General features: G+C 44.9%; 26 protein-coding genes. 15 read left to right on the top strand and 11 right to left on the bottom strand.

The features are described 5' to 3' along the window. Nucleotides 1–68 precede the first annotated feature (68 nt). Entirely contained in the window at nt 69–1,166 is a 1,098-nt protein-coding gene (zapE, locus tag ACOJRU_RS03500) for a cell division protein ZapE (RefSeq protein ID WP_421133669.1), read from the bottom strand. 263 nt (nt 1,167–1,429) lie between these two features. Here zapE and ACOJRU_RS03495 point away from each other — a divergent pair, with 263 nt between their 5' ends. The 3 genes from ACOJRU_RS03495 to ACOJRU_RS03485 all read left to right on the top strand — a co-directional run bounded on the left by ACOJRU_RS03495 (nt 1,430) and on the right by ACOJRU_RS03485 (nt 4,583). Then, nucleotides 1,430–1,864, top strand: coding sequence for a ZapG family protein (locus ACOJRU_RS03495; RefSeq protein ID WP_421133668.1), 435 nt, complete (start codon nt 1,430–1,432; stop codon nt 1,862–1,864). Between the two features lie 90 nt (nt 1,865–1,954). After that, a complete protein-coding gene (locus ACOJRU_RS03490; protein ID WP_421134707.1) occupies nt 1,955–3,313 on the top strand; it encodes a DegQ family serine endoprotease in 1,359 nt (452 codons plus the stop codon). A 199-nt stretch (nt 3,314–3,512) separates the two neighbouring features. Beyond that, the gene (locus tag ACOJRU_RS03485; protein WP_421133667.1) at nt 3,513–4,583 is read left to right on the top strand and encodes a trypsin-like peptidase domain-containing protein; all 1,071 of its coding nucleotides are present in this window, start codon (nt 3,513–3,515) and stop codon (nt 4,581–4,583) included. A gap of 74 nt (nt 4,584–4,657) precedes the next feature. Here the strand turns inward: ACOJRU_RS03485 and murA are convergent, their stop codons facing one another. The 7 genes from murA to mlaF form a co-directional block, all read right to left on the bottom strand. Continuing rightward, nucleotides 4,658–5,920 carry a UDP-N-acetylglucosamine 1-carboxyvinyltransferase gene (murA, locus tag ACOJRU_RS03480; protein WP_421133666.1) on the bottom strand — a complete coding sequence of 421 codons (1,263 nt, stop codon included), beginning with the start codon at nt 5,918–5,920 and terminating at the stop codon, nt 4,658–4,660. 15 nt (nt 5,921–5,935) lie between these two features. Continuing rightward, nucleotides 5,936–6,193, bottom strand: a complete 258-nt coding sequence (locus ACOJRU_RS03475) for a BolA family protein (RefSeq protein WP_421133665.1) — start codon at nt 6,191–6,193, stop codon at nt 5,936–5,938. A 32-nt stretch (nt 6,194–6,225) separates the two neighbouring features. Continuing rightward, a complete protein-coding gene (locus tag ACOJRU_RS03470; protein ID WP_421133664.1) occupies nt 6,226–6,534 on the bottom strand; it encodes an STAS domain-containing protein in 309 nt (102 codons plus the stop codon). Then, entirely contained in the window at nt 6,531–7,196 is a 666-nt protein-coding gene (locus tag ACOJRU_RS03465) for an MlaC/ttg2D family ABC transporter substrate-binding protein (RefSeq protein WP_421133663.1), read from the bottom strand. The genes ACOJRU_RS03470 and ACOJRU_RS03465 overlap by 4 nt, the downstream gene beginning before the upstream one ends. A 79-nt stretch (nt 7,197–7,275) precedes the next feature. Continuing rightward, nucleotides 7,276–7,749: an outer membrane lipid asymmetry maintenance protein MlaD gene (gene mlaD, locus ACOJRU_RS03460; RefSeq protein WP_421133662.1), complete on the bottom strand. Its 474-nt coding sequence runs from the start codon at nt 7,747–7,749 to the stop codon at nt 7,276–7,278. Between the two features lie 8 nt (nt 7,750–7,757). Continuing rightward, entirely contained in the window at nt 7,758–8,534 is a 777-nt protein-coding gene (gene mlaE, locus ACOJRU_RS03455; RefSeq protein ID WP_421133661.1) for a lipid asymmetry maintenance ABC transporter permease subunit MlaE, read from the bottom strand. Beyond that, nucleotides 8,531–9,331, bottom strand: coding sequence for a phospholipid ABC transporter ATP-binding protein MlaF (mlaF, locus tag ACOJRU_RS03450; protein ID WP_421133660.1), 801 nt, complete (start codon nt 9,329–9,331; stop codon nt 8,531–8,533). Before mlaF ends, mlaE begins: the two co-directional genes overlap by 4 nt. Nucleotides 9,332–9,801: 470 nt before the next feature. Here mlaF and ACOJRU_RS03445 point away from each other — a divergent pair, with 470 nt between their 5' ends. The 12 genes from ACOJRU_RS03445 to mgtE all read left to right on the top strand — a co-directional run bounded on the left by ACOJRU_RS03445 (nt 9,802) and on the right by mgtE (nt 19,062). Continuing rightward, nucleotides 9,802–10,758: a calcium/sodium antiporter gene (locus tag ACOJRU_RS03445; protein ID WP_421133659.1), complete on the top strand. Its 957-nt coding sequence runs from the start codon at nt 9,802–9,804 to the stop codon at nt 10,756–10,758. Then, nucleotides 10,758–11,732, top strand: a complete 975-nt coding sequence (locus tag ACOJRU_RS03440; RefSeq protein ID WP_421133658.1) for a KpsF/GutQ family sugar-phosphate isomerase — start codon at nt 10,758–10,760, stop codon at nt 11,730–11,732. The genes ACOJRU_RS03445 and ACOJRU_RS03440 overlap by 1 nt, the downstream gene beginning before the upstream one ends. Nucleotides 11,733–11,740: 8 nt before the next feature. Continuing rightward, on the top strand, nt 11,741–12,289 hold the full coding sequence (gene kdsC, locus ACOJRU_RS03435) for a 3-deoxy-manno-octulosonate-8-phosphatase KdsC (RefSeq protein ID WP_421134706.1): 549 nt from the start codon (nt 11,741–11,743) through the stop codon (nt 12,287–12,289). Beyond that, nucleotides 12,286–12,849 (top strand): LPS export ABC transporter periplasmic protein LptC, encoded by a 564-nt coding sequence (lptC, locus tag ACOJRU_RS03430; RefSeq protein WP_421133657.1) that lies wholly within the window; start codon nt 12,286–12,288, stop codon nt 12,847–12,849. The genes kdsC and lptC overlap by 4 nt, the downstream gene beginning before the upstream one ends. After that, a complete protein-coding gene (gene lptA, locus ACOJRU_RS03425; RefSeq protein WP_421133656.1) occupies nt 12,818–13,363 on the top strand; it encodes a lipopolysaccharide transport periplasmic protein LptA in 546 nt (181 codons plus the stop codon). The genes lptC and lptA overlap by 32 nt, the downstream gene beginning before the upstream one ends. A 2-nt stretch (nt 13,364–13,365) precedes the next feature. After that, nucleotides 13,366–14,091 (top strand): LPS export ABC transporter ATP-binding protein, encoded by a 726-nt coding sequence (gene lptB / locus ACOJRU_RS03420; protein WP_421133655.1) that lies wholly within the window; start codon nt 13,366–13,368, stop codon nt 14,089–14,091. Between the two features lie 75 nt (nt 14,092–14,166). Beyond that, entirely contained in the window at nt 14,167–15,651 is a 1,485-nt protein-coding gene (locus ACOJRU_RS03415) for an RNA polymerase factor sigma-54 (protein WP_421133654.1), read from the top strand. A gap of 29 nt (nt 15,652–15,680) precedes the next feature. Then, nucleotides 15,681–15,968: a ribosome hibernation promoting factor gene (gene hpf / locus ACOJRU_RS03410; RefSeq protein ID WP_421133653.1), complete on the top strand. Its 288-nt coding sequence runs from the start codon at nt 15,681–15,683 to the stop codon at nt 15,966–15,968. A gap of 9 nt (nt 15,969–15,977) precedes the next feature. Continuing rightward, a complete protein-coding gene (gene ptsN / locus ACOJRU_RS03405; protein ID WP_421133652.1) occupies nt 15,978–16,421 on the top strand; it encodes a PTS IIA-like nitrogen regulatory protein PtsN in 444 nt (147 codons plus the stop codon). A 28-nt stretch (nt 16,422–16,449) separates the two neighbouring features. Then, nucleotides 16,450–17,295 carry an RNase adapter RapZ gene (rapZ, locus tag ACOJRU_RS03400; protein ID WP_421133651.1) on the top strand — a complete coding sequence of 282 codons (846 nt, stop codon included), beginning with the start codon at nt 16,450–16,452 and terminating at the stop codon, nt 17,293–17,295. Continuing rightward, the gene (locus ACOJRU_RS03395) at nt 17,295–17,567 is read left to right on the top strand and encodes an HPr family phosphocarrier protein (protein WP_421133650.1); all 273 of its coding nucleotides are present in this window, start codon (nt 17,295–17,297) and stop codon (nt 17,565–17,567) included. The genes rapZ and ACOJRU_RS03395 overlap by 1 nt, the downstream gene beginning before the upstream one ends. 136 nt (nt 17,568–17,703) lie before the next feature. After that, nucleotides 17,704–19,062 (top strand): magnesium transporter, encoded by a 1,359-nt coding sequence (mgtE, locus tag ACOJRU_RS03390; protein ID WP_421133649.1) that lies wholly within the window; start codon nt 17,704–17,706, stop codon nt 19,060–19,062. A 15-nt stretch (nt 19,063–19,077) separates the two neighbouring features. Here mgtE and ACOJRU_RS03385 read toward each other — a convergent pair whose 3' ends face one another. From ACOJRU_RS03385 to ACOJRU_RS03375, 3 genes are read right to left on the bottom strand one after another with little or no spacing between them, the layout of a single operon-like run. Further along, nucleotides 19,078–19,788: a winged helix-turn-helix transcriptional regulator gene (locus ACOJRU_RS03385; RefSeq protein ID WP_421133648.1), complete on the bottom strand. Its 711-nt coding sequence runs from the start codon at nt 19,786–19,788 to the stop codon at nt 19,078–19,080. A gap of 49 nt (nt 19,789–19,837) precedes the next feature. Next, nucleotides 19,838–20,554, bottom strand: coding sequence for a spondin domain-containing protein (locus ACOJRU_RS03380; protein WP_421133647.1), 717 nt, complete (start codon nt 20,552–20,554; stop codon nt 19,838–19,840). 13 nt (nt 20,555–20,567) lie between these two features. Continuing rightward, nucleotides 20,568–21,296, bottom strand: coding sequence for a spondin domain-containing protein (locus tag ACOJRU_RS03375; protein ID WP_421133646.1), 729 nt, complete (start codon nt 21,294–21,296; stop codon nt 20,568–20,570). Between the last annotated feature and the right edge of the window lie 47 nt (nt 21,297–21,343).

The raw sequence follows: 21,343 nt of genomic DNA, 5'->3' as shown, positions 1-21,343 counted from the left end.
GTAAAAAATTTGAGTGAAAGTCTACCTATTTTGTCATCAACAATACAGTGCTAATACGCCAATTAAGCTTAAGGAAGGTGCTCAGTAGCCAAGTATTCATGCGATTGCATTTCCTTTAATCGGCTTAAACAGCGTCTAAATTCAAAGGTCAGAAGGCCTTCAGAATATAGCGACTCCATAGCAACCTCTGCCGAGATGATTAACTTCACATTTCGTTCATAGAACTCATCAACCATGGCAATAAAACGTCGAGCCACATCATCATTGTGCTGCCCCATTTGCTTCACATTGGCCAACAACACAGAGTGATAGCAGCGGCTCAACTCGATATAATCACTTTGGCTACGAGGCCCACCACACAAAGCGGTAAAATCTATCATTAACACGCCATCAGCATCTCTAAGCGTTGCTATATCTCGGTTATTCACACGAATAAGCTGTGATTCAGTCCCTACCTCTGGAGCCAATTGAGAAAAATAAGCATGCAAATTTTCGGTTGCGGCATTATCCAGTGGGTAGTGATAAATCTCGGCTTGCTCTAGCGTTCGTAAACGATAATCTATGCCGCTATCAACATTGACTACCCGCGTGTTTTGATTAATTAACTCTATAGCGGGTAAAAAACGTGCTCGTTGCAAGCCATTCTTATAAAGGTCGTCTGGCACAATATTCGATGTCGCCACTAACACAATGCCGTAGCCAAACAGAGCTTCCATTAAGGTGCCAAGGATCATCGCATCAGTAATATCTGAAACAAAGAATTCGTCGAAACAAATTACTTTAGTTTCTTTGGCAAGTTTCGCCGCCACTATTTGAAGTGGGTCTTGTTCGTTTGTAAGTTGCTTCAACTCATCATGAATACGGTGCATAAAGCGATGAAAATGGACGCGCATCTTTTTTTCAAATGGTAAACAGTCATAGAACGTATCAACGAGATAGGTTTTTCCTCGCCCTACGCCACCATAGAAATAAATCCCTTGGATACCCGGTTTTTTTTGTCCCTTTCCAAATGCGGTTTTTATCTTTACCCGCCATGTGGTTTTCTTTTCGGGGTGAGTGAGCTCCTCAAATAAACGCTGAAGCTCTTTTACCGCATTCTCTTGTGCTGCGTCGTAATGAAAGTCTGATTGACTTAGGTCTTGTTGATATTTTTCCCATGGCGTCATCGCCTTTAACACTCCGTACAAAAGTCAATAGGGGTCGTGGCTGCACCGACCTGCTTGAATTTACAAATTATGACCTTAATTTTACTGGAAATCACGGTAGAATCGCACGTGAAATACGTATTGTTTGATATAAACCAGATAAATGCAGTATCACATGCGCTTTTCACAGACGACCTTGCTATATTGACGTTATGGTCGAATTATTCTTTATACACGTAACGATGTGTAATGGATGTGCGTAATAATCTGATTTGGAGAATAGAATGGAACTGTTAGTGTCTCTTGCCTTATTGGCGGTAGGTTTAATCATAGGCTTTTTCGCCGGCCGCTTTTTGAAAGATAAAAACGGAGAGGGCAAAGCCGCTCAAACCGAAAAAGAAGTAAAGGAAATTCTGGCGCAACAAGCTCAGCATCATATTCATCAAACACGTCAAAGCTTAGAAAGCATAGAAAGTCAGTGTGTCACGTTAAAGCAACAATTGAACGACTATGAAACGCTTCTGCAACAAGGCGCTGATGATGAGACGAGTAAGGTCCCGTTTTACGGTGAGCAAGCCACCACATATTTGAGAAATAATTTAAAAAATAGTGAGAAGTCGTCATCTAATCGTGTTTCAGACACCCAGCCCAAAGACTTCGCAAACTCGGGTTCTGGGTTGTTTGTCGGCGGTTCTGAGCAATCCACCGCAGAGAAATAAGAAAAGCTGGAACTTTTTCAATGACTTCAGACTCTTTACTGAAACCATGATTTATCGCAGTAACATGAAGGAGTGTAAGCGAACATGAAAATGTCTTTTCGTCAGTATGTTTTGGCGTCTGCCGTTGTAGTTAGTTCACTGGGGTATTCCGCTAATGCCAGTGCCGCATTACCTTTCTTTTCTGATAAGAAAGATGAGGTGCCTTCTTTAGCGCCAATGCTAGAGGAAGCGACCCCTGCGGTAGTGAGTATTGCGGTAGAGGGAACCCAAACCTCGAGCCAGCGTGTACCCGAGATGTTTCGTTATTTCTTTGGCGCCCCTCAAGAGCAAGTACAGGAACGCCCGTTTAAAGGGTTAGGTTCAGGCGTTATCATCGATGCAGACAAAGGTTACGTTGTAACCAACAACCATGTTGTTGATAACGCAGATGAAATCACTGTAAAACTTACTGACGGGCGCGAGTTTATAGCAAAAAAACTTGGCTCTGATGAGCAAAGCGATATCGCGTTATTGAAAATAGATCCTGAAGCATTAACAGCATTGCCACTGGCCGATTCAGACGCCTTGCGTGTGGGCGACTTTGTTGTTGCAATAGGCAACCCGTTTGGTCTTTCTCAAACAGTAACCTCTGGTATTGTGAGTGCCCTAGGACGCTCAGGACTAAACATTGGTGGCTATGAAGACTTTATTCAAACTGACGCTGCCATCAATCGCGGAAACTCTGGCGGTGCGCTAGTTAACCTTCATGGCGAACTGGTTGGCATCAACACCGCTATTTTCGGTCCTAATGGCGGCAACGTGGGTATCGGATTTGCTATCCCTGCTAACATGATGAAAAACCTTGTTGACCAGATTGCTGAGTTTGGTGAAGTGCGTAGAGGTCTACTTGGCATTTTGGGCAGCGATATCGATGCTGGTCTGGCTGAGGCAATGAATGCAGAAGTCAACATTGGTGCATTCGTTAGTGAGGTACAACCTGAATCAGCCGCTGCTAAAGCAGGTTTACAGGCGGGCGATATCATTACTGCCATTAACGGTAGAAAACTAAACAGCTTCCAAGAGTTGCGAGCAAAAATCGCAAGTATGGGGGCAGGTGCAGAAGTTGAACTTACCGTTATGCGTAAAGGCGACTCGATGCGTTTAGACGTAGTATTAGGTGATGCAACCGAGACTACCGTTACTGCTGCGCAAATTCACCCGGCGTTAGAAGGCGCAACGCTTGCCAATGGTACAGACGATGCTGGCAATGAAGGCGTTGTAATATCTGAGTTGGAAAGAGGCACGCCCGCATCAAGAATTGGGCTTCAACCTGACGATGTAATTATCGGTGTGAACCGCGTTCGTACCACTAGCGTGGCCGACTTTAGAAATGCGCTTGATGAATCAAAAGGCGTTATTGCACTTAATGTGAAGCGAGGCAATGCGTCGCTCTACCTTGTAATTCGCTAAGCCTTTTTATATAAACCAGATTAAAGGGCGCTATTGTAGCGCCCTTTTTGTTGCCTATAATAAATAGGCTTTTTACCGAACAACAAAAAAGCAAGGTTACTTGTTTAAATACAACACAGAGGTGCATAACGTGATAACCTTTGGTTTAATAGTGTAATTCGTGCCAAGAATGGCAACTAACCGTATAAAAGTGCAACTTGTGACTGGCAGTTCAATCTTAAAATTCTTCTTAAAATCAGTAGTCCTTGGCATCTTGGTGGCCATGCTACTCTTACTGTTTTTACCTGATTTGCGTCAAGGTACTGGGTTGGCAACGGGGCTATTTACGCAACCGTCCGTTAGTGCCAGTAGAGAAAGTTACTTTGGCTCCTTAAGCCGCTCTGCCCCTGCGGTAGTCAATATCTACAGTGTAAGTATTGAAAACGATACCGGCCTCTTTAGAAACCAACCAAGAGAGCGAACAAGTTTGGGTTCTGGCGTTATCATGACGGACAACGGGTACATTCTTACCTGCCACCATGTTGTGCAAGACGCTGACAGTATCTATGTTGCTGTACAAGATGGCCGTATTTTAGAAGCCCAAATTGTAGGCAACGATCCGCTCACCGACCTTGCCGTGCTTAAAGTAACCGCCGAAAACCTTCATATTATCCCCCAAGTCACTGAACCTGATATTCACGTTGGTGATGTCGTGATGGCAATTGGTAACCCGTTGAATCTTGGTCAAACCATAACCCATGGTATTGTAAGCAGCGCGGGCAGAAACGGCCTATCGAATTATGTAGACTTTATTCAAACCGATGCGGTACTAAACCAAGGTAATTCCGGTGGTGCCTTAGTCGACAGTAACGGCGTTTTACTTGGTATCACGAATGCGAATTTCCAAGTAAGAGACGCGCGAAATCGTGTACGCAACGTCGACGGTATCAACTTTGCGGTACCCTATGAGCTGGCTAAACGTGTTATGGATGAGATTATTACTAATGGGCGTGTTGTTCGAGGCCAAATGGGCTTTATTGGTAGTGAAATACGCATGCGCCCAGGCATAGACGTTACTGCTGTTGCGAAAGGCAGTCCAGCCGACATAGCGGGGCTCCGCCCTGGTGACATTATTATAGCCATTGATGGTATTCGACTTGAAAGCGCATCAAAAACCCTGGACATGATTGCTGAAACGCCACCTGGCACCAAACTTCAACTTGAAGTGAGCAGAGCCGGCGACTTGCTGACAATGGACGCCATCGTAGGTGAATTACGCCCACAAGAATAATTATGGTAGGTAAATTTGTTTAATAAAAAAGGCGCATAGTATGCGCCTTTTTTATATAAACCGCGTATAACTGCCTATTCGCTTACGCGCTCTATATTTGCACCTAACCCACGCAGCTTCTCTTCAATAGCTTCATAACCACGGTCTAGATGATAAATACGGTTCACATGGGTCTCGCCTTCAGCAATCAAGCCAGCAATAACCAAACTTGCTGATGCGCGTAAATCAGTTGCCATAACGGGCGCCCCCTTAAGCAATGACTGCCCTTTGGACACTGCAGAGTTGCCTTCTAACGCAATTTCTGCGCCCATGCGCTGAAGCTCTGGCACATGCATAAAACGATTTTCGAAAATAGTTTCAGTGATTACCCCAGTCCCTTCAGCAACGCAATTCAAGGTAACAAACTGCGCTTGCATATCTGTTGGAAATGCTGGATGCGGTGCCGTTTTCACCCTTACTGCTTTGGGCTTTTGCCCTTGCATATCAAGTTCGATCCAATCTTCACCGAGTGTGATTTTTGCTCCCGCCTGCTCGAGTTTATCAAGCACTGCATCTAGAGTAGCGGGGGCAGCGTGTGTGCATCGAATCTTGCCACCTGATACCGCTGCTGCCACTAAAAATGTGCCGGTTTCTATACGGTCGGGCAATACTGCATAATCGCAACCATGAAGCGCTTCAACGCCTTCAACAGTAATCTTATCGCTTCCCGCACCGGTGATATTGGCGCCCATTTGAATGAGGCAATTCGCCAAATCCACAATTTCAGGCTCACGGGCGGCATTTTCAAGTACTGTCGTGCCCTCGGCAAGTGCCGCAGCCATTAACAAATTTTCTGTTGCGCCAACGCTGACCATATCCATAAAAATGCGCGCGCCTTTAAGGCGACCATCAACATGTGCACGAATATATCCCTCTTCAACGTCTATGTGCGCGCCCATTTTCTCAAGACCAGAAAGGTGCAGGTTTACCGGACGAGCACCAATAGCACAACCACCGGGCAACGAAACATTGGCTTTCCCATTTTTGGCAAGCAACGGGCCTAATACCAAGATAGACGCGCGCATTGTCCGAACTAACTCGTAAGGTGCGGTAACACTTTCTAGTGTACCGGCATCAATAACGATATCGTTCGCAGCGGGTTGCGCCACTTCAACACCCAGTTCACGCAGTAACGACACCGTAGTGTTGATATCACGTAAACGCGGAACGTTTGTATACCTACATGCTGAATCGGTAAGTAAGCTGGTCATCAGCAACGGAAGTGCAGCGTTCTTCGCACCGGAGATACGCACCTCGCCTTTAAGGGCGGGGCTTTTCTTAATAACTAATTTATCCACGAAGTCTCAGACCAATTATTGAGGAATATTAAACTGACGCTCTCGCTCCCAGTCTTTCACAGAGAATGTTTTAATTGTGATTGCATGCATACTGCCGTCAGCAATTTTATCAGCCAGTGGTGCATACACCGCTTGCTGACGTTTAACGCGACTCATTTCATTAAATGCATCGCTCACTGCGATAATATTGTAATGAGAGCCCTCGCCTTTAACGTGTACTTCATGAAGGTCCAATGCGTCCTTCAAGATATTTTCAATTTCTGACAATTCCATAACTGACAACTTCTTAGTGTTAATGCTAACTATTATTCTACGGGTAAAAGCGTTTCAACGTCGCTTATTTTTGCGAGTTTACTTAACTTATCAGGTATATTACGTAAGGTTACTTGAATACCAAGTTGCTTACCATCACGTATGGCATTAATCAGCCACGCCAACCCAGCACTATCAATCCGACTCATATCAGACAAATCAATAATAAGTGTGTCTTGGGTGCTTATTTTCGCGCGCTGGGCCGGTGTTACCTCATCCCAAAAGTTCTTCGACAAGGTTACCTGGTCTAAATCACCATGAACAACAACATTACCATCGTCGTTTAGTTGAAATAGACTCACTCAGATTCCTCAATAACATCGTAAGATTCATTAGGGTTAAGCTCAACTGGCTTTCCAATTTTGTCTTTCATTAACGCAATCACAGAGTCGATGCCGTCTTGACGAAGGATAGACTCGAACTCACTGCGCTTGCTGTTAAGCATGCTTATGCCTTCAGCGACCATATCATACGCTTTCCACTCGTTCGTTTTTGAGTCTTTACGAACCTTAAATGCGATGCGAATTTCAGGTCGAACAGGGTCTTGAACCACCGCTCTTACCGTAATTGATTTTTTATCGTCAAATGATGATTCAGGTTCAAAAACAACGGTCTGATTATCGTAATAGCCCATCGCAACAGCATACGTTGTAATTAGATACTGTCTAAATACACTAATATACTCACCCAGCTTTTCCTGCGGTACCGATTTAAAGTGTTTACCTAGCACCATGAATGCCGCAAATTTATAATCAATATGCGGAACTAACTCTTCTTCCATTATTGTGCGCAACAACTCAGGATCAGCCTTAATTTCTGCTTGGTTGGCTTTAATGCGGTCGAAGGTTTTAGACGCGACGTCTTGTACAAGCTCGTATGGATTTTGCTCGTTGACTTCCATTGCCTGTGCGCCGCTTATCACAGAAAACATCAACACACCCAATGCCACTATAAATTTTTTCAATGTAACTCTCCTGAAATTAATCTCTTTATAAGGTGACCCGAAAAACATAACGTTTGTTTCATCCAGTCACTAAAATGTTTTATTCGTCATCGCTTCCGCGGTTAAACAAGAACTGACCGATTAAGTCTTCTAATACCAACGCCGATTTTGTATCTTGCAAATAATCACCATCTTGCAAGTTTGCAACACCGTCAAAAGAAAACCCGGGTTGGAACCCTACGTACTGCTCTCCTAGCAACCCTGAGGTTAAGATAGATACCGAGCTTGTCTCTGGAAAACCGTTATACTCCTTCATAATAGAAAGTGTAACGACCGGCGAAAAATCTTCTTGGTCCAGCGCAATCGTCGTCACGCGTCCAACCGTCACGCCCCCCACTTTAACCGCGGAGCGTGGTTTTAAACCGCCGATGTTATCAAACTTTGCATACAGCGTGTACGTGTCGGCGTCGGTCGCCACGGTTTGATTTGCGACTTTTAATGATAACAGTAACAAGGCGCCTATCGTCAGCGCGACAAAAATGCCCACCATTACTTCCGTTTTATACTTATTCATACTAGTTCCTACTCGATACCAAACATGAGGGCGGTGAGCACGAAGTCCAGCCCCAACACTGCTAATGATGACAACACAACGGTTTCCGTTGTGGCTTTACTTATCCCTTCCGATGTTGGAATAGAATCATAACCTTTAAATATGGCAATCCACGTCACAACTAAGGCAAAAACGAGGCTTTTTATTACGCCATTGATGACATCTTGGTTCCAGTCAACGGTAGATTGCATAATCGACCAGTAACTTCCGGCATCAACACCTAACCAATCTACGCCAACCAAATGCCCACCAAGTATACCAACTGCACTAAATATTATCGCCAGCATGGGCATGGATATAATTCCCGCCCAAAAGCGCGGTGCAACGATACGTCTAAGCGGATCTACTGCCATCATTTCTAGGCTCGACAACTGCTCGGTGGCTTTCATTAACCCAATTTCCGCCGTTAACGCCGACCCGGCTCGGCCTGCAAATAACAGTGCCGTTACCACAGGCCCAAGTTCTCTTAGAAGCGACAAGGCAACCATAGGACCGAGACTGCCTTCCGCACCGTAATCCACAAGAATTGTGTAGCCTTGCAACGCCATCACCATGCCAATAAACAAGCCTGACACAATGATTATTAACAAAGACTGAACACCCACGACATGCATTTGCTTTATCGTGAGCGGAATATTTTTCACTCTCGGTACAGCAATTAGTGCGCCAAACAGCATTATTGTGGCGCGGCCGATGGCCGTTATTTTTCCAATAGTGGTTGCACCGAGTGATTGAAAGAAGCTCATTTATTCTCTCCAAACAAACTTTTTTCTAAATCTGCAGCAGGATAGTGAAACGGTACTGGCCCATCAGCCTTTCCCTTTAAAAACTGTTGAACAAGTTCAGAATCACTGTCTCTTATTTGCTGCGCGGTGCCTTCACCAATTACGCGCTTGTCGGCGAGTATATAGATGTAATCTGCTATGGATAGCACTTCAGTCACGTCGTGCGTCACCACAATACTGGTGAGATTCAACGCATCATTTAATTCTCTGATAAGCTTAACCAGCACCCCCATTGAAATGGGGTCTTGTCCGGCAAATGGCTCGTCGTACAAAATCAGGTCTGGATCAAGCGCAATGGCTCGTGCAAGTGCAGCTCGCCGTGCCATTCCACCTGATAGTTCACTGGGCATTAATGATGCTGCTCCGCGCAGCCCCACCGCTTGTAATTTAAGCGCAACAATTGTCGCAATAATATCTTCTGATAATGACGTGTGTTCTCTCAATGGAAACGCGACATTGTCAAACACTGACATGTCGGTAAATAACGCACCGCTTTGAAACAACATACTCATACGACGACGCGTTTTATATAACGTTTTGCGGCTCATCAAAACAATTGATTCATTATCAAATAAAATATCGCCGTCGTCGGGGGTAAGCTGACCGCCAATCAACCGTAATAATGTCGTTTTACCTATACCACTGGGGCCCATAACCGCAGTAATTTTACCTTTAGGAACCCGTAATGTTATACCGTCATAAATTACGCGTTCTGACCGGCTGAAGGTAATATTGTTTACTTCAACTAAATGTTCCATATGCTCTCGTGTTGTCTGCTGAGGACATCCTTTTAACGCTTGCCACTACGCAGTTATATTTTCTTTAGTACGACAGCGGGGTATAAGAAGGTTTTGTATCTTTCACAAATACTTTATGTTCCGACCGTTTACTCGCAATTTAATGTCACTTGCTTGCGTACCATCACGACGACTACCCGCCGTTTCACAGCAAAATGCCTGCCTTTTAGTCCACACGCTTTCGGTAAAGTTTACCGAGCAGTGTAATTTAGTGACATTGTACGCTTTTTCAAGGGCGCTTCCAAAACCAAAAAGTTACAACTTATGTTCGACTAAAACGAACGGATGATTGATTAAACAATGCCACGCATGAACTTTGCCGTAAGGTTTGCAGAAAAATACGTGTAACGAACAAAATAAGCTAGGTTTCCGTAGGCAAATGGCATCGTTTTTGCGACAATCATGGAAAATCGTAATCAGAACAGGTTGTTGTGCTTTTACACGTAAGTATATTTATTGTAGGTCTTATTATCCTAAGTTGGAGCGCTGACCGTTTCGTTTATGGCGCCGCGGGGCTTGCCAAAAACATTGGCATTTCTCCAATGATGATAGGGCTAACTATTGTGGCAATGGGTTCGTCAGCGCCTGAGATTGTGGTGTCAGCCATTGCGTCAGCAAATGGAAATATGAACACCGCAGTGGGCAATGCATTAGGCTCGAACATTACGAACGTAGCGCTTGTGTTAGGCATCACCGCGCTGGTAAAGCCGCTTGTCGTCGCATCAACAACGTTAAGACGCGAGCTTCCCGCGTTGCTCATAATTTCACTCATTGCTATTGGTTTTCTTATTGACGGAAAACTAGTTACTTACGAGGGCATTATCTTGTTAGCCCTTTTTGTATTCGTAATTGCCATGATGGCGTGGCTCTCTCTTCAGGTTGATAAAGAAGACCCGCTTGTAAAAGAAACGGCTGGCGAAGTGCCTACCGGTGTATCGAACACCGCGGCGCTAGTGTGGATTGGTGTTGGGCTTGTATTGTTGCCTCTCAGTGCGCATTTTATGGTGGACTCTGCAGTTGAAATCGCACGCTACCTTGGCATGTCTGACCTCGTTATCGGGCTGTCGATAATCGCGTTCGGAACCAGCTTACCTGAATTAGCCGCAAGCGTAGCCGGTGTGCTTAAAGGCGAAGACGACCTTGCACTTGGTAATATTATTGGTTCAAACATATTTAATTTATTAGCGGTGCTCGGCATGCCGGGACTCATTGCACCGGGATTGCTAGACCCTGACGTTTACCATCGCGACATTTACGTTATGTTAGGGTTAACGCTGTTACTGTTCTTGTTCAGCTTCGACCTTATCGGTAAACGTATTATCTCTCGCGTAAACGGGGGCATCTTAATCGCCTGCTTTATCGGCTATCAATATTGGTTGTTTGGATAATGACAAACGAAAATCATTTTATACAATCGGGTAAACGCGTTATCGACATAGAAGCCAGCGCGATAGAAGCGCTTGCCTCGCGCCTTGACGAGCGTTTCGCTGTCGCCTGCGAGTTATTGATGCATTGCACCGGCAAAGTCGTGGTAAGTGGCATGGGTAAATCGGGCCATATCGGTAATAAAATTGCCGCTACGCTTGCAAGCACCGGCACCCCCTCATTTTTCATGCATCCGGGTGAAGCTAATCACGGTGACCTAGGCATGCTTGGAAAGGGAGACGTATTACTCGCTATCTCCAATTCAGGAGAAACTAGCGAGCTTGTCAATTTACTGCCCGTGGTCAAACGCTTAAATGTGCCGGTTATCGCGATGACAAATAGTGAGCAAAGCTCCTTAGGCAAGCACGCTGATATTGTGTTAGATATCCATGTTGATAAAGAAGCCTGCTCGCTAGGGTTAGCGCCTACATCAAGCACCACAGCTACGTTAGTGATGGGTGATGCACTTGCCGTTGCGCTTTTAGACGCAAGAGGGTTTACCTCTGATGATTTTGCCTTGTCGCACCCAGGCGGAAGCTTAGGGAGAAAGCTGTTGTTAAAAGTGGGCGACATTATGCAGTCAGGCGATGCCCTTCCCCTCGTGAATGAAACCACCATGATTGCACATGCCCTGCTGGAAATATCACGAAAAGGCTTGGGAATGACAGGTATCGTTGATGATGAGGGCGTATTAACCGGCGTTTTTACTGACGGTGATTTACGTCGTATTCTTGATGCTAGAGTAGATCTTCATTCTAAGCGAGTGAGTGAAGTCATGACGGTAGGTGGAAAAACAGCAAATGCAGAGCAACTTGCCGTTGAAGCACTCAACCTCATGGAAACACATAACATTAGTGCATTAATGGTGGTTGATCATAATAGAAAGCCCGTCGGTGCCTTCAATATGCATATGTTACTGAAAGCGGGAGTCTTATAATGAAAAGTATGGTTGATACGTTATACGGGCAAATCCCAAGTGTGCTGTTTGATGCGCTAAAGCAGGTACGTTTACTCGTTTGTGATGTCGATGGCGTCTTTTCTGACGGTCGTATTTATTTAGGTAATGACGGCGAAGAACTAAAAGCATTTCATACCCGCGATGGCTATGGTGTTAAAGCCTTAGTACAACACAATGTTGACGTTGCTGTTATCACTGGCAGAAAGTCGCGCATTGTTGAAACCCGCATGAAAGCCCTTAATGTGTCACACATTATTCAAGGGGAAGAAAACAAATACGATGCGTTAGGTGCATTAATGGAAGCACTGTCGTTAACACCCGAGCAGGTTGCTGCAGTGGGCGATGATATGCCTGACATTGGCATGTTTAAACACGCTGCCGTTAACATTGCTGTTAATGATGCCCATCCACTGGTTGCACGTGAGGCAAATTGGATTACATCGCTTCCAGGCGGTTTTGGTGCCGTTCGTGAAATAAGCGATACTATCTTGCAATCGCAAGGTGTTGAATTTGGTATTCATGGTGCCAGTGTATGAACAGACTAGGCGTCAGCATATCAGCCCTTTTCATCCTCGCCCTGCTTATGTACTTACCGACGTGGATGGAAGATGAGCCTGTGCGCTCGCAGCAAGAAGGCCAAAATGCGCTAAAGCCCGCTTACCAGGCTAAAAACCTGACAACAACCTTGTATAACGTTGATGGCAAGCTCAACCACAAAGTATTTGCCGCTTCAATGGAGCATTACGACGAATTGGGGTTTGTTTTTTTTCAAAAGCCCAGATACACAGTATATATCGACAGTGCGCAGTCGCCTTGGGTAGTGTCTGCGCAAGAAGGAACACTTTACAACGATGAGCTAATTCAGCTAGAAAAAGATGTGCTTATTGAGAACCAAACAAACAATGACTTTGTCAAACGTATTACAACACAGTACATCCAGATCAATTTAAACTCTAAGCAAATGACATCTGATCAACGTGTGAGCATCAAAGGCACACAGTATGTCATTGACAGTAACGGGTTTAATGCAAACTTAGACACACAAAAATATGAGCTAATAGACCATGTTCAGACCATTTATTCTCCTAGTAACTAGTTTATTACTAGGTAGCGTTTCTACACCGTCATTCAGTGATGAAAACGATTTTAATCAACCTATAAAAGTGGATTCAAAATCGCAATTCGTTGATGGTAAAAACAAAACATCTCTCTTTAAAGATGATGTTCGCATCTCTCAAGGGTCTCTGCTTATTATTGCTGACGAAGTTGAAGTAGTTGCTAATCAAGGGGAGGGAAGAGAAGTATTTATCGCTCGAGGTGCCCCAGCGAGCTTTTCACAAACGTTAGAAGACGGCACGCCAGTAAGCGCGAAAGCAAACGAAATTCGATATGAAGTGGTTAAGCGTACGATTTCATTAAGCGGTAATGCGGAATTACAACAAGACACAAGCCAAGTTAAAGGTGACAACATTACTTTTGACATGATCTCAGAGCAGTTGTTGGCAACCGGTGGCGATAACGACAAAGACGGTCGCGTAACAACGGTATTTACGCCAGAAGCAATAAAAAAAGCAGCTGGTGATGACAATGATGGCGAGGATAATAACTAAGCATGGCTACATTGAGTGCAAAAAATCTGGCAAAAGCCTACAAAGCACGTCAAGTAGTAAGAGACGTGAGTTTATCGGTATCGACCGGCCAGATTGTTGGTTTACTTGGGCCTAATGGCGCGGGGAAAACGACAACCTTCTACATGATTGTTGGCCTAGTGCCCCTCGATAAGGGGTTTATTACGATTGATGATGCAGAACTTACGCATCAACCCATGCATGAGCGCGCTCGACAAGGCATTGGCTATTTACCGCAAGAAGCGTCTATCTTTAGAAAGCTTACTGTGCATGAAAATATCATGGCCATTTTGCAAACCCGTAAAGATTTAAATGCAGAGCAACAAGAACAAGAAGCCGATGCGCTACTTGATGAATTTAATATTAACCACATACGTAATAGTGCAGGCATGAGCCTTTCGGGTGGCGAACGTCGTCGTGTAGAGATTGCACGAGCGTTGGCAGCTAACCCACAGTTTATTTTGCTTGATGAACCATTTGCTGGTGTTGATCCTATATCAGTTAATGATATAAAGAAGATAATTCAGCATTTGCGAGATAGAGGGATTGGTATCCTAATAACGGACCATAACGTCCGCGAAACCTTGGATGTGTGCGAGAAAGCCTACATCGTAAGTCATGGCGAATTAATTGCCCAAGGCACCGCGGAACAAGTTTTGAGTAATCAAAAAGTAAGGGATGTATACCTAGGCGAGCAATTCAGGCTATAGTTAATAGGAAGTCGTTAACGATTTACCTATTTTCGCACTCGGTATACGCATAACAGAGCATAAAATAAGACGTAGATGAAACCATCTTTACAGCTAAAATTTAGTCAACAACTTACGATGACTCCGCAGCTTCAGCAGGCCATTAAGCTGCTGCAGTTGTCTACGCTTGACCTTCAACAAGAAATTCAAGAAGCGTTGGATTCAAATCCGCTTTTAGAAGTTGAAGAGGGTTCCGATGAGCCTCAAGCTGAGCGTAACAATATGGACGGTGATGACACGAGTCTAGACACAGCACCTCCAGCGTCGAGTGATACTATCGAGTCTGGTGATGCATTGGAAAAGAATGATTTACCCGACGAGCTTCCTATTGATAGCACATGGGATGAATACTATTCGGCGTCGTCGGCCCCTGCTCCTGGTCCATCTAATAACGATGATGACTTCATTTTCCAAGGCGAAACGACAGACGATATTCAAGAGCATTTGTCATGGCAAATGCGCCTAACGCACTTTTCAGATACTGACCGTGCGATTGCCATGGCCATTATCGACTCTATCGACGAGTCTGGTTATTTAACCACGTCGTTGGAAGACATATTAGAAGCCATCAAAACCGAAGACATTGATGACCAAGTCGAAATGGATGAAATTGAGTGCGTGCTCAAACGTATTCAAATGTTCGATCCGATTGGTTCTGGTTCACGCAGCCCTCAAGAATGTTTGATGGTTCAGCTGCGTCAATTTTCTGAAGACACACCGTGGCTAGAAGAAGCTAAACAACTTATCGAAGAGTATTCTGACTTACTCAGCAGCAAAGACTACCGCACCCTAATGCGTAAAAGCCGCTTAAAAGAAGATCAGCTTCGCGAAGCGATGCGCCTTTTGCAAACACTAAACCCACGTCCGGGAAGTGCACTTAAAACAAAAGAGCCCGAATACGTTATTCCTGATGTGTCTGTCATGAAGAAGAATGGCCGCTGGGTGGTCGAACTCAACCCTGACAGTCTTCCTAAGCTTAGTGTTAATCAGCAATACGCTGCAATGAGTAGAAGCTCAAAGAACAGTAGCGACTCACAGTTTATTCGTTCTCATATGCAAGAAGCCAAATGGTTTATCAAAAGTTTAGAGTCTCGAAATGAAACCCTAATGAAAGTTGCTAATTGTATTGTTCAGCAACAAATGGGCTTTTTTGAACACGGCCCTGAAATGATGAAACCAATGGTGTTAAATGATGTCGCAGAAATGGTAGATATGCATGAATCAACTATTTCGCGTGTTACAACACAAAAATATATGCATACACCGCGTGGCATATACGAGTTAAAGTACTTTTTCTCAAGCCATGTTGCCACGGAGTCAGGTGGAGAATGCTCTTCAACCGCTATTCGTGCATTGATTAAAAAGCTTGTTGCGGCAGAAACGCCTAGCAAGCCGTTAAGTGATAGCAAGATTGCTCAATTGTTGGCCGAGCAGGGCATAAAGGTCGCTCGGCGGACGATAGCAAAATACCGGGAATCGTTGTCGATTCCACCGTCGAACCAACGCAAGAGCCTTATTTAGCAGGCTTAAAAACATAAGGAAGACGAAATATGCAAATAAACCTAACGGGTCATCATGTTGAAATCACCGATTCTTTGCGTAATTATGTCGATACGAAGTTCACTAAACTTGAGCGTCATTTTGATCACATTTCTAATGTGCATGTCATCCTGAACGTTGAAAAACTAAGTCAAAAAGCAGAAGCAACAATGCATTTGAGCGGTGCCGAAGTATTCGCATCCTCAGAGAATACAGACATGTATGCGGCGATAGACAGCATGGTTGATAAACTCGACAGGCAGGTCATCAAGCATAAGGAAAAACTCAAAAAACATTAGTAGTAAAGCATGGACATACAAGCCATCGTAAGTCTGGACCGCACAGAGTGTGCGGTCCAGTGCAATAGCAAAAAGAGAATTCTCGAAATTATTAGTGACATTGCCGCTAGCAATAACGAGGATATCGATCAAGCAGAAGCCCTTTCTAGTTTACTGGCTAGAGAACGCATGGGAAGCACAGGCATTGGCAACGGCATCGCCCTGCCCCATGGTCGCCTACCAGGCTTAACGAGCGTTATCGCCATTGTGGTCACTAGCATTCCCGCTATCGACTTCGACGCCATTGACGAAAAACCCGTTGATATATTTTTTGCACTATTTGTTCCTGAGGAGCAAACACAAGGCCATTTACAAACCTTGGCGACCGTTGCTAGTAAACTGAGCGACAAAGACACATTGAAAGCTATTAGACGCGCAACTACTCGCGACGATATTATTACCGCACTTGGGTAAATCACTGGAAGTTAAAGGGAGAAAGTGAATGAAGCTGATTATTATCAGTGGTCGTTCTGGGTCAGGAAAATCAGTGGCGCTGCGTGCGTTGGAAGATTTAGGCTATTACTGTGTAGACAACATTCCTGTCAATCTTCTACCTACTCTCACCCACACTGTTGTCGACGAATACGACCAAGTTGCAGTGAGCATAGATGTAAGGAATTTACCAAAGGACCCGAACGAGCTGGTCGAAATTCTGGACTACCTCCCTTCATCATGGTCCATGACAATTGTTTACATCGATGCAAGCGACGACATGTTGGTAAAGCGCTTTAGCGAAACCCGTCGTCTTCACCCTCTAGCTAAATTGAATAAATCGTTATCTGAGTCAATTAAAGCAGAATCAACATTGCTTGCGCCCGTTATAGAACGCGCAGACTTATATATCGATACTGACAAACTGACTATTCACCAACTCGCTGAGCTTATCAGAGAGCGGATACTCGGTAAGAAAAGTTCTCGTTTGGTACTGGTTTTTGAGTCGTTTGGTTTCAAACATGGTATTCCTAAAGACGCAGATTACGTATTTGACGCACGATTTCTTCCTAACCCGCATTGGGAGCCGGACTTACGGCATCACACAGGCTTAGATGCCCCGGTGGAAGTATTTTTAGGTTCTCAGCCAGTCGTAACCAAGTTTATTTGGCAAATTCAAAACCTAATTACCACGTGGCTGCCGCATTTAGAAAGAAATAATAGAAGCTACGTGACCATTGCAATAGGCTGCACAGGCGGCCAACATCGCTCAGTTTTCATTGCACAAACCTTGGCTAAAACGTTTAGTGAAATTCACCCTGATGTGCAAATAAGACATAGGGAGTTAGACCAATAATGCCTATTGAGAAAACGCTTACTATTGTCAACAAACTTGGCTTGCACGCACGGGCTGCTACACAGCTTGTAAAACTAGCAAATCAATTCGATGCAAAAATAGAGTTGGTCACCACAGATAAACGCGCTGATGCAAACAGCGTACTTGGCCTAATGATGCTAGAAAGCCATCAGGGAGAGGAAGTCACCGTAATCATAGAGGGCCAAGACGCCGAACCTGCTATGGTAGCCATTGAACAACTTATCATGGGTAAGTTTAACGAGGACGAATAAGCGCCACATTAATTACCCATTAAGGCACTGAAACAAATAATTACGCCCTTCACCTCGCCATTTATCATGACAGAATCATGTTATTTGCGATATCCTATAACGACTTCCTATACAGGTAATTAGGCATCACGCTAGCATGGCAGAAGCGCTCGTTCCAAAATACGTACAAAATCAACTTAGGGCCCTTAATCTCGCCCTAAATAATGGTCAATTTGTCTCTGTACGTAAATTGTTATTAGAACTACCGCCTTCCGACGTTGCCCACATTCTAGAGTCTAGCCCTAGCAGAACACGTGATGAGCTGTGGGAGCTTATTGATAGCGACTTTCACGGTGATATCATTGAGGAACTGTCAGATGACGTTCGTAATGGCATTATCTCAAAAATGCTACCAGCCAATGTTGTCGATGCGCTCGAGGAAATGGATACCGATGATTTAGCGGAAACCCTCAGCAGTCTTCCAGATACCATTTTACAAGATATTCTTGATTCGATGGACGCCCAAGATAGGCTTCGTGCTGAGCAAGCGCTGTCCTATGGTGAAGAAACCGCTGGTTTCATCATGAACACCGACACCATCACGCTTCGTCCTGACGTAACGGTAGATGTTGTACTTCGTTATATTCGTTTAAAGGGCGATTTGCCTAAAAATACCGACACCTTTTACGTGGTAAACCGCACGGACAACCTCGTAGGTATTGTTCCCGTTACTCGCCTGCTTACCGCTGAAACGCTTGCTAAAGTGTCTGATGTGATGGATGAAGAATCTGAAGCCATCCCCGTTAACATGCCTGATGATGAAGTTGCCAGCTTGTTTGAGCGCTACAATTGGCTGTCAGCACCGGTCGTGGATGAAAAAAACCGTCTAGTGGGGCGTATAACCATTGATGATGTGGTCGATATCATTCGTGAAGATGCAGAGCACTCAATGATGAGTATGGCCGGCCTCGATGACGATGAGGATACGTTCGCGCCAGTATTGCAAAGTACAAAGCGCCGTTCAGTATGGCTTGCGGTCAACCTGGTTACGGCATTAATGGCTGCGATGGTTAGTGATTTATTTGAAGCAACACTCAGTCAACTTGCAGTATTAGCAATACTTAATACAATAGTGCCGAGCATGGGTGGCGTCGCAGGCAATCAAACCCTGACACTTGTTATTCGAGGAATGGCGTTAGGCCATGTCAACGCTAGCAACTCTCGCTGGCTTATTAGCAAAGAAATTTCAATCGGCTTTTTAAACGGTGCTATCTGGGCAATCTTAATTGCCTCTGTCATCGCCTTGTGGAAACAAGACTACATGTTAGGGGTTATTATCGCGTTTGCCATGCTTGTGAACATGATTGCCGCGGCCTTAGCAGGTGCTACGCTTCCCATCATTATGAAGCGTTTGAAAATAGACCCAGCGCTTGCTGGCAGCGTTATTTTAACCACGATTACCGATGTGGTCGGTATATTCGCTTTCTTAGGTACAGCCACACTGTTTCTCATTTAATGCTGAATACCACGACTACGCTAACGCGGCTTTGGCAATATAACCGTTAACGCTCATGCGATAGCCAATACCCCATACCGTCTGAATCAATTGCCCGGCGTTATCCATCGACGCCACATCATCAAGCTTGGCCCGCAATCGGTTAACGTGAGTATTGACCGTGTGTTCATAGCCTTCATGATTGTAACCCCACACAGAACTCAGTAATTGGGTGCGCGAAAATACTTGGTTAGGATGTCGGCACAAGAACGTAAATAGCGAAAACTCTCTCGCCGTTAAATCCACTGCTTGCCCTTGAACTTTGACCGTATGGTATCGTTCATCAATACTAACAGGCCCGATATCGACACGATCGGTGCGGTTTTCTACCGGCATACATCGGCGCATGTATGCTTTTACTCTTGCGATCAAAAGACGCTCATCATACGCATTGGCAATATAGTCATCGGCACCTATTTCAAAGTAATCAACGCTATCGACGTAATGATCTGGCCTCTTTACAACCATTAACCAGCTATCGGGATACTGTTGTGCGATGCACGCTACATTGTTCTTGCAGTGCGGTGTTCCGCTCGCTTCAACGATAATAAGATCGTAATGCTTCACTGCCAATAACGATAACGCAGATTCAAAGTGTGATACCACGTCATGTAAAAAACAGTGCTTGGTTAAGCACTGAATAATAGGATGGTTAAGCGTGTTTCCGATATTGATAACAAGAACCATAATGTGCTCCGGATTTGTCATTACTAACATGACCGGAGCAGTACGGGTTTTATTCCATTCTTGTTATAGAAATGCGCACGCTGGGGTTATCAAACTTGTGATCAGCGCTTAATACAGATGTCGTTAACCCATCACTGCCGGTAACTACACCAGGGTGCAATGTCACAACGTTATGGTCTTCACGGCCCTCGCTGTTACCTTCGCCTGAGTCAGCGGGCCCTGGTATTGTTCCTATTGCTTCGGTATTTTCTTCTGTTCCTGCATCGTAGACGAGAGCGTTACGTTGGTAAACATCCCCTACCTCAAGTGACGACAAGTCAACGCCATTTACGCCGCTAAAGGCATCATTCGTGTTGACCAGCATAGTGGCAACACTGATCCGCGCATTATCAATATCGTCGACGGTAATCGCTAATGTCACGCTGTTACCTGGAGCAAGTGGGGCATTACCCGTAGCAGAGGCAAACAATGTAGTATCAGAGAGTAGCGCTTCATTACTGCCACTCTCTGCAAGGGATGCAAGTGCATCAGACGCAGCTTCTCCTATCGTCCACCACTTAACGTCGCTGTTATGCAGCGCCACTGCAATGGGCGATAGCGGCTGTGCATGGGTTAAATTTGTAACAGTCACTTGATAGGTATAGGGAACCGGAACCGGTACCACGATTTGGGGCTCTTCGTTATTATCATTATCAGAACATCCGGCAACGACGAATAACGTGGCAATAACACTACTAAGACGCAACTTACTATTAAAAGGCTTCATACAATGTCCTTACCTATTCGCTAATAACAATGGTCACTTTTGCTACCGGGTTTAACCAGCGCTGCACCGTATTGTTGACGTCACTCACACCACCGCTTTCATTGTCATCACCGATATTACCCGGATGTATATGTACGGTTGCGTTAGCAATTGTCGCATCTAGTCCTGTGCCTCCTTCGCCAAGAAGCGGTGCTAGTGGACCGGGAACCGGGAAACCTGCCATTCCCGGCATACCGCTTCCGCGTACTTCGTCGTTAGCTTCGGTACCCGCATCATACGCGTTGAGATAAACGGTGTACGTACCTGCTTCACTAGGAATAGCCCAATTATCTAAACCGATAAACCCGTCGTTAGTAGGCAGCATCATGGCAACAATGCTCAGTACTGCATTTCCATCATCTGTGGATAGCATTCCCGCAGCTGACTGCGCTGGAGCAAGGAGACCTTGCGCAGGGTTTATTAGGTTATTAGCCGAAAGTGAATCTGTGAGACTGACTAATCCACTAATGTCTCCGCCTTCTGCCATGGCCTGTAATTCGGTACTGGCCGTAGCACCAAGCTCGAATAAACTGGCATCAACACTATGTGCTGATACAAGAATGGGGGTGAAATAGATACCTTGGGTAAGATTTTGAACGGTAATATCCAGTTCAGCCGCCTGTAACGAGGACATCATTGATAATGCCGTTGCTGATATTGCCAAGGCAGATTTAACACTAAGATTAACTGTTGAACGAAACATTGCTCTTCCTTATTCAAATATAGAGATGAGGAATAAGCATGCCGGGC

It is taken from the genome of Alteromonas algae (assembly GCF_049117195.1).
Lineage (GTDB): Bacteria > Pseudomonadota > Gammaproteobacteria > Enterobacterales > Alteromonadaceae > Alteromonas.
The sequence above is the reverse complement of the archived record's forward strand: the minus strand, read 5'-3'. Positions and strand labels throughout refer to the sequence as shown.